Here is a 7,342-nt window from a genome sequence, read left to right on the forward strand (position 1 = left end):
GGAGAGTATTAATATTTATGCGATTAAGAAACAAACCTTGGGCTAAAGATATGATCAACGATAACCTTGATTTAATCTCAATACAGCCAGAGAATATGCAAGGCAAATGGCAAGGCCGATTTGAAAAAACACAGCCGTTATTTATTGAAGTTGGTTCAGGTAAGGGAAGATTTATTACAGAATTGGCTAAGAAAAATCCTCAAAACAACTACATTGCGATGGAAGTTCAAGAAGGTGCCATTGCTTTGGTACTAAAAAAGCAAGTTGAGTTAAAATTACCCAACCTGCAATTGTTATTAGCTAACGGTGCTGATTTATCAGAGTATTTTGCTGAAGGTGAAATTGATGGTGTTTACTTGAATTTCTCTGATCCTTGGCCAAAGACTCGTCATGAAAAACGTCGTTTGACATATAAATCGTTTTTGAAACAGTACCAATATATTTTGAAAGACGATGGTTATTTACAATTTAAGACTGATAATCAAGGCTTGTTTGAATATTCTTTAATCAGTATGAACAATTATGGTATGAAATTTGATGAAATTTCCTTAGATCTTCATAATGATGAAGATTTAAACCAGAATAATATTGAAACTGAATATGAAGAAAAATTCTCAAAAAAAGGCTTCAGGATTAATTACCTGAAAGCCCAGTTTAAAAATTAAATTTTAAGTTGCTTATTGTACTTTTTTAATATTTAGTAATTCGCCGGAAATAGCATCAGCGATGAAGTGATATTGGGCGACATCAAATTCGTCCATAGTAGTAACTCCGCCGACGATTCCCCATGTGGAACGGCCATTAATGTCAACACGTTGGTAGAATGGTTCAACCCATGATCCGATTACTTTACTGTCTTCGCCCAAAACGGACTTAACTTTGTCAATAATTTGCTCGCTATCTAGATGGTGTTTTACTAAAACTGTAGCAGCTGCACCAGCAACTAATACAGTACCAGCAACGATTAATGAACTGATACCCTTTTTACTCATAAAAATTACTCCTTGATTTCGATATTTACTGATATATTACCACTATTATATATCATTCGAATACTCAGGAGTACTTAATTGACCGTTTAACAAATAAAAAGTATCTTATTGAAGAGGTGAAATAAAATGAAAACATTTGAAGACTATGGCGTAAAAGATTGGCACGAAGTTACTAAGGAAGGTAAACACATTATGTTCTGGCATGCCGACTGGTGCCCAGATTGCAAGTTTATTGAGCCTAAGTTGCCTGAATTAGAGCAAGAATATTCTGACTTTAATTGGATTAGTTTTAACCGTGATGACAACATGGAAATTGCACAAGAATTAGGAATTATGGGTATTCCTAGCTTTGTTGTTATTGAAAATGGTAAAGAAATTGGTAGACTAGTAAATAAAGATCGAAAAACTAAAGAAGAAGTTGAGACCTTTATTAACAGTGTTATTAACAAATAATTAATCAAGTGAGGGAAAGAACTTGCTATTAAGCTTTTATAATCCAGATGTTTTAGGGGATGTTTTGCTTGTTGAGACAGCTGAAGATGTTGCAACACAAAATACTTCTCAAAAAGATAATGTAGTCCGTATTTTTGATGGGGAAACTGATAAAACAATCGGTTACAATTTCTTTAACCTAGGGAATGAACTAGGAATAGAAAATGATTCAGGTCAAGTATTTCTTGATGATAAGCAAGTTGACATTTTGAACAAAGCCATTGCTCAAGCTGGTTTTTCTGATAAATTAGTGACTGATAACAGTCCAAAATTTGTTATTGGTCATGTCGATGAAATTAAAGATCATCCTGATTCAGATCATTTGCATATTACTAAAACTGATGTGGGCTTGGATCAACCAGTTCAGATCGTTTGTGGTGCACCAAATATTGACCAAGGACAACTCGTTGTTGTGGCTTTGCCGGGAGCGGTTATGCCTACAGGAAGCGAGATTTGGCCTGGTGAATTGCGCGGTGTTGATAGTTACGGAATGATTTGTTCTGCGAGAGAATTAGGAATTCCTAATGCACCACAAAAACGTGGCATTTTGGTACTTGATAAAGGTACTGCTGGCCAAGCATTTGATTTTGAAGCAGCAAAGAAATTGTTTGATTAGGAGCTATTATGGAAAAAACAGTCTATCATTTTGTTGGAATTAAAGGTACAGGAATGAGTGCATTAGCACTTATTTTGAAAGACCTAGGATATGAAGTTCAAGGATCAGATATTGATAAATATACATTTACTCAACGTGGTCTAGAACAAGCAGGAATCAAGATTTTACCTTTTGATGAAAAGAACATTCACGAAGGTCTTACAATTGTTAAAGGAAATGCCTTTAGCAATGATCAAGTTGAAATTAAAAAAGCTAATGATATGCATCTAACTGTAGTTACATATCCAGAATTAGTTGGTAAGTTAGTTTCAAATTATACATCTATTGGTATTGCCGGATCTCATGGTAAGACAAGTACAACTGGTTTGCTAGCTCATACATTAAGCGGTATTGCTAAGACGTCATACTTGATTGGTGATGGTACTGGTAAGGGTATCAAAGACGCTAAATTCTTTGTTTTTGAGGCTGACGAGTATCGTCGTCACTTCTTGGCTTATTCACCAGATTATTTGATTATTACTAATATTGATTTTGATCATCCAGATTATTTCTTTGGTGGAATCGACGATGTTGTCGATGCGTTTGAATCAGAAGCTAGAAAGACTAAGAAGGGTATCTTCATCTGGGGTGAAGATAAACATGCTAAGTCAATCAAAGCTGATACTCCAATTTATACATATGGATTAGATGAATCTGATTATATTCGTGCTACAAATATCAAGCGTACTGTTAAAGGGTCATCATTTGATGTTTCTATTGACGGTGAAAATATTGGTAACTTCCAAGTTCCATTGTTTGGTGAACATAATGTCTTGAATTCATTGGCCGTAATTGGTGTAGGTCATATGGAAAAGCTTGACCATGCATTAATTAACCGTGAGTTGCAAACTTTCAGTGGTGTTAAGAGACGTTTCAGTGAAAAGAAAGTTGCTGATCAGGTTATCATTGATGATTACGCTCATCATCCACAAGAAATTAAGGCTACAATTGATGCTGCTAGACAAAAGTATCCTGACAAAAAAATCGTGGCTGTTTTCCAACCACATACTTATACCAGAACTTTAGCGTTAATGGACGATTTTGCTAAGTCACTTGATTTGGCTGATGAAGTTTACTTAACTAATATTTTTGGTTCAATCCGTGAAGTTCATGGCGATATTACAAGTAAAGATCTTGGCGACAAAATTCATAAGGGTGGTAAAGTTCTAACATTAGATGACTTGTCACCATTATTGGATTATCACAATACTGTTATGATTTTCATGGGTGCCGGAGATGTTCAAAAGTATGAAACAGCTTATGAACAACTTCTAAGTACATTGAATCCTAATCAACAATAAAAAATTAAAAGCGGAACAAAACATGTTCAGCTTACGAGCATTAAAATGAAAGGGATGACAACTCAATTTTGAGTTGTCGTCCCTTTTTCATATTAAGCAGAGTGAAGTTATGTTCCAGATAAATTTTTTATAATAATTTTAAGAAGATTGAAGCAATAATAACGGAGGCGACTGAAACTGTGGCGAAGCCACCCACTAACATTTTAGGAAGCATATTTTCAGTTAAATAAATTTCTTCATTTTCGTTTTGAGCAACGGTATGACAAATTTCTGTAGTGAGAATAAAGTCAGCTGGGAAACCAAAAAGTGCAGTAAGTGAACAAGCAAATGCCATTTCTCGACTGAAGCCAAATGGTTTGGCCAATAAGAATGAAGCGATAAACATACCGAGAATACCAAGCAAAATTAGGGCAACGATTTGAATAATAATATGTCCAATAATTGCTGGAGTGGTCAAACTAAGTTGAGAAAAAATATAAGCTAATAATCCATACATTAACCAATTAAAAATTTTAGCTTTATCGAGTGCATTAGTTTCAATAAAACCTATCTGATGAGCAATAACGCCAAGAATTAAACAAATGACATTAGCATTGATAGCGCCATGAAGTAGAAGCCCAATCCAATTAGCTAGTAGGGCTACTATTGCCACCCGAGCAATAATAAAAATTGGCGTTTGATATCTATCAGGAAGTTTTAAAAGTGACTTTTCCGTGGTTTCAGCATTTTTATGTTGTTGAATAACTTTGGTAACTTCAGAATTGGGATCATCTTTGCCTTGGTTGTAAATGACTGAAAGTCGTTTGCCTTCTTTTCTTAGAAGAACTGCCGTTAACGGATAACCAATCATAGAATGCATGATAAACATGGAGACCGGCAAGGCAACTAACGAGGTTATGCCAGCAGCCTTTAAACCATTAGTCATTAGTAAAGCAGCTACGATGCCACCAGTTAAAGGAGGGACCGCTGCTATAACCGTTTTCCAATTGAAGAAAAAGGAACCGATTATCAAAGTAAAGAGTAAAGTTCCACAGATACCTAAAAGAGCTATACAGACCGCTTTCCACTGATTGAGCAATTCTTTTAAGTTCATCAAGCTGCCCATTTGAACCAGCAATAATGACATGGCAACGCCGACAAATTGGGGAGTATAGGATGCTTGAGTAACAATATTCTTGGGTACAATTGTCCAAAATCCAATTGCAAATAGTACGGCTGCAATAAAAATTGAAGGAACATAAGCTTTAGTGGCAGCAGAGACCCATTCCCCAATTAGCAGAAAAACCATAACAATGGTAAAAGAGAGCAAATAAGTCATAATTTTTAGCCTCCTAATAAAAAAATATTCGTTTTCTTATTGCAGAATTTATGCTAAAACGATATTTAAATCAATTAATGTATAAACAATTAGACAAAAAGTATTTTTTTGATAAAATAATTTTTAATTTTTGACAATGAAAATAATTCCCATTAAACTCAAAGCAAATTTAAATTAGGAGGCTCTCTTTTTATGCAAACATTGTACAAGAACTTTAGTCTTTTTGATGGTAATCTTCCTGAGATGCAAACAAATGCTTGGTTTGTGGTGGATAGTGAGACAAGTAAAATTATAAAAATAGGGTTTGGTGAAGGTCCGGATGCCGAGAAGATAGTCGATCTTAGTGGAAAATTCGTTATGCCTGGTTTGATTAATTCACATGTCCATTTAATGTAATAAGCTGGAATACTTATCTGAGGCGGAAGTTACCTTTAACGCTTTGAATAATCTTCAGGATGCTTTAAAGGCTGGCGTAACTTATGTGAGAGATTGTGGCTGTGCCTTTAATGTGGACATTAAATTGCATAAATTACAGACAGAGGGGCGACTGGGCGGAACTGAAATCGTACCTTCAGGTCGTCCAATGTGTATTACTGGTGGACATGCTGATTTTACTGAAGGCGTATATGGAGATACCACCTGGGGAAATTTAGTTGATTCACCAGATGAAATGAGACATGCTGTTCGAAGCGAGTTCAAGTTAGGCGCTAAAAATATTAAAGTGATGGCAACTGGAGGTGTAATGTCTTCTACTGATAAAATTGAAGATGTAGAATTTTCCGAAGCTGAATTGCAGGTAGCTGTTGCGGAGGCTCATACAAAGCGTATGACAGTGGCGGCTCATGCTGAAGGAACTGCAGGAATTCATCGGGCAATTATGGCAGGAGTTGATTCTATCGAGCATGGCTGTTTGATCAGCGACGAGGATATCGATTTATTAAAGGAAAAAGGAATTTATATTACGCCAACAATTATTGCCTCTTATTCAATTCCTACTTATGGAGTCGGAAAGATTCCAGATTATATGATAGAAAAAACTAAGGGATTTCTTGATGAATTTTATGAAAGAATGCATGCTGTAACTAAGGCTAAGGCGGCTATTGCCTTCGGTACTGACGCAGGGACACCCTTTAATAGTTTTAGCGATATTCCTAAAGAGTTAGAGTTATTGGTACAGGCAGGTGCCTCTAATGCTGAGGTATTACTTTTGGCAACTAAAAATAGCTCGCATTTGTTAAGAATTGATGATAATTATGGTTCGCTTCAAGTTGGGAAAGTTGCAGATTTTCTAGTTTTAGATAATGATCCTTTCGTTGACATTACTGCAGTTCAGCAAAAGGACAAGTCGGTTTATAAAAAGGGTGTTAAAGTTTATTAGATTCCCATTTGAAAAAGGTTATGATTTATCTATAATAAAGTTAAAGATAGTAATATTTAAGCTATGACAAAGCAATTGTCATAGTTTTTTTATTCATGAAAGAGGGGAAAATTTGTGAATGATTCTGTATCAACACGAGTTAAATTATCAATCTTAGCTGTAGGTTTGCTATCATTCACGGGGATTTTGATAGAAACATCGATGAATGTGACTTTTCCAACTCTAGTTCAGCAGTTGCATGTGGATTTAGCTACGGTTCAATGGCTGACGACAGGGTATTTACTATTAACGACCATTGTTATGAGTACGACAGCGTATATTTTGAAAAAATTTGATCCCTTAAAAATTTTTATTTTTGCTGCATCATTATGTTTTGTGGGATCCATTGTCTGTCTATCGGCACCTAATTTTGCTGTTTTAATGATTGGACGGCTCTTACAAGCAGTATCAACCGGTTTATCGACACCTTTGATGTTTAATTTGATTTTTGAGGAAATCCCTGATTCTAAATTGGGCTTATACACAGGTTTGGCAGGAATTGTTATCTCTTTGGCGCCAGCCTTAGGACCTACCTATGGGGGAATTGTCAATCGAATTTGGAGTTGGCGAGAAATCTTTGTAGGGGTAATTCCATTGATTATAATTTTGTTCTTGCTTGGTTGGTGGACCATACAAGGTAAGGCAAGAGGAACAGGAAAAATGTCGTTTGATTATGGCAGCGTTGTAGGCTTAGCAATCATTTTTTCGATGATCCTCTTTACGTTTGATCAAGCTGGTGCTCATGGGTGGTTGTCAATTCGCTTTCTTGTTTGGATAATCCTGTCACTTATTTTGATAGGACTATTTGTTTGGTATAGTCAGCATAGTTCTCGACGATTAATAGATTTTTCAATTTTAAAATTACCAGTATTACGCTTACGTTTATTTAGTTATTTTAGTTTACAATTTATTAATATTGGCTTGTCTTTTGTTCTACCGGTTTTTGCTCAGACAGTTTTAAAATTAAATTCAGCTCAAGCAGGTTTAATGCTGCTGCCAGGTTCATTATTAGGCGCTGCAATTGGTCCAGTTGCTGGATATATGTATGATCGAAAAGGCGCCACGCTTCCATTGTTATGTAGTGGGGGATTGATTACTTTAGGCTCAGCTCTTTTTTGGATCAGAAGTGATGGCCTTAATTTGGTAGATTGTAAAATTAATCCGAAC

9 protein-coding genes are annotated in these 7,342 nt (G+C 35.6%); 7 read left to right on the forward strand and 2 right to left on the reverse strand.

Going from position 1 to position 7,342, the window contains the following annotated elements; genetic code table 11:
* Positions 1-17 precede the first annotated feature (17 nt).
* Positions 18-665 carry a tRNA (guanosine(46)-N7)-methyltransferase TrmB gene (gene trmB / locus FD26_RS07135; RefSeq protein WP_057867742.1) on the forward strand — a complete coding sequence of 216 codons (648 nt, stop codon included), beginning with the start codon at positions 18-20 and terminating at the stop codon, positions 663-665.
* 12 nt (positions 666-677) lie between these two features.
* On the opposite strand, the gene FD26_RS07140 is transcribed toward trmB, so the two are convergent.
* Positions 678-992 (reverse strand): hypothetical protein, encoded by a 315-nt coding sequence (locus FD26_RS07140; protein ID WP_057867743.1) that lies wholly within the window; start codon positions 990-992, stop codon positions 678-680.
* 126 nt (positions 993-1,118) lie between these two features.
* Between FD26_RS07140 and FD26_RS07145 the strand changes: the two genes are divergently transcribed.
* From FD26_RS07145 to murC, 3 genes are read left to right on the forward strand one after another with little or no spacing between them, the layout of a single operon-like run.
* Positions 1,119-1,445, forward strand: a complete 327-nt coding sequence (locus tag FD26_RS07145; RefSeq protein ID WP_057867744.1) for a thioredoxin family protein — start codon at positions 1,119-1,121, stop codon at positions 1,443-1,445.
* 22 nt (positions 1,446-1,467) lie between these two features.
* Positions 1,468-2,100: a YtpR family tRNA-binding protein gene (gene ytpR, locus FD26_RS07150; RefSeq protein WP_057867745.1), complete on the forward strand. Its 633-nt coding sequence runs from the start codon at positions 1,468-1,470 to the stop codon at positions 2,098-2,100.
* Positions 2,101-2,108: 8 nt separating this feature from the next.
* Positions 2,109-3,440, forward strand: a complete 1,332-nt coding sequence (gene murC / locus FD26_RS07155; RefSeq protein ID WP_057867746.1) for a UDP-N-acetylmuramate--L-alanine ligase — start codon at positions 2,109-2,111, stop codon at positions 3,438-3,440.
* A 127-nt stretch (positions 3,441-3,567) separates the two neighbouring features.
* Here the strand turns inward: murC and FD26_RS07160 are convergent, their stop codons facing one another.
* A complete protein-coding gene (locus tag FD26_RS07160) occupies positions 3,568-4,758 on the reverse strand; it encodes a hypothetical protein (RefSeq protein WP_057867747.1) in 1,191 nt (396 codons plus the stop codon).
* Between the two features lie 192 nt (positions 4,759-4,950).
* On the opposite strand from FD26_RS07160, the gene FD26_RS11415 reads away from it, so the two are divergent.
* The 3 genes from FD26_RS11415 to FD26_RS07170 form a co-directional block, all read left to right on the forward strand.
* Complete coding sequence (locus FD26_RS11415) at positions 4,951-5,154, forward strand: hypothetical protein (protein ID WP_307724360.1); 204 nt, start codon at positions 4,951-4,953, stop codon at positions 5,152-5,154.
* A gap of 43 nt (positions 5,155-5,197) precedes the next feature.
* Positions 5,198-6,136 (forward strand): metal-dependent hydrolase family protein, encoded by a 939-nt coding sequence (locus FD26_RS07165; RefSeq protein ID WP_307724359.1) that lies wholly within the window; start codon positions 5,198-5,200, stop codon positions 6,134-6,136.
* Positions 6,137-6,250: 114 nt separating this feature from the next.
* Positions 6,251-7,342, forward strand: a 1,092-nt coding sequence (locus tag FD26_RS07170; RefSeq protein WP_057867748.1) for an MFS transporter, incomplete at its 3' end; no start/stop codon positions are given.

This window comes from Companilactobacillus crustorum JCM 15951 (assembly GCF_001434585.1).
In the GTDB taxonomy this organism is placed as follows: domain Bacteria; phylum Bacillota; class Bacilli; order Lactobacillales; family Lactobacillaceae; genus Companilactobacillus; species Companilactobacillus crustorum.